The sequence below is a fragment of the Actinomadura verrucosospora genome (assembly GCF_039540335.1).
Lineage (GTDB): Bacteria > Actinomycetota > Actinomycetes > Streptosporangiales > Streptosporangiaceae > Spirillospora > Spirillospora verrucosospora.
Genome location: NZ_BAABEV010000103.1, coordinates 1 through 1,160 on the forward strand (window position 1 = coordinate 1; position 1,160 = coordinate 1,160).

General features: G+C 67.6%; 1 protein-coding gene. It reads left to right on the forward strand.

Annotation, left to right across the window (positions count from 1 at the left end; all coding sequences use genetic code 11):
- The coding region (locus ABD944_RS42105; RefSeq protein WP_425550331.1) for an acyl-CoA dehydrogenase family protein at nt 1-1,160 on the forward strand (1,160 nt) is incomplete at its 5' end.

The following is a 1,160-nucleotide window of genomic DNA, read 5'->3' on the forward strand; positions in this document are numbered from 1 at the left end:
TTCCCTCGTACGCGCCGTCCGAGGAGCATGAGCTGCTGCGGAGTTCGGTGCGTGAGCTGGCCGAGGCCAAGATCGCTCCTTTCGCGGCGGAGGTGGATGAGGAGTCGCGGTTCCCGCAGGAGGCGTTGGAGGCGTTGGTGGCGGGTGATCTGCATGCGGTGCACGTGCCCGAATCGTACGGGGGTGCGGGGGCCGATGCGCTGGCGACGGTGATCGTGATCGAGGAGGTGGCGCGGGTGTGCGCGTCCTCGTCGTTGATTCCGGCGGTGAACAAGCTGGGGACGGTGCCGGTTCTGCTGGCGGGGTCGGGGGAGTTGAAGGAGCGGTTCCTGGGGCCGGTGGCGCGGGGTGAGGCGATGTTCTCGTATGCGTTGTCGGAGGCGGATGCGGGGTCGGACGCGGCGGGGATGAGGACGCGTGCGGTGCGTGAGGGTGATGGGTGGGTTCTGAACGGGACCAAGATGTGGATCACCAATGCGGGGGTGTCGCGGTTCTACACGGTGATGGCGGTGACCGATCCTTCGGCGGGGGCGCGGGGGATCTCGGCGTTCGTGGTGGACGCGGAGGCGGATGCGGGGGTGTCGTTCGGGCCCAAGGAGCGCAAGCTGGGGATCAAGGGGTCGCCGACGCGTCAGGTGGTTTTGGAGGATGTGCGGGTTCCGGCGGATCGGATGATCGGGGCTGAGGGGTCGGGGTTCAAGACGGCGCTGGCGACGTTGGACCATACGCGGATCACGATCGCGGCGCAGGCGCTGGGGATCGCGCAGGGGGCGCTGGATTTCGCGGTGGGGTATGTGAAGCAGCGGCGGCAGTTCGGGAAGGCGATCGCTGATTTCCAGGGTGTGCAGTTCATGCTGGCGGACATGGCGATGCGGTTGGAGGGGGCGCGGCAGCTGACGTATCACGCGGCGGTGAAGTCCGAGCGGGCGATGGCGGGGGAGCGGGTGCCGGATCTGACGTTCGTGTCGTCGGCGTGTAAGGCGCTGGCTTCGGATGTGGCGATGGACGTGACGACGGACGCGGTGCAGTTGCTGGGCGGGTACGGGTACACGCGGGAGTTCCCGGTGGAGCGGATGATGCGCGACGCCAAGATCACTCAGATCTACGAGGGCACCAACCAGATCCAGCGGATGGTCATGGCCCGCCAGATCCTCCGGTAG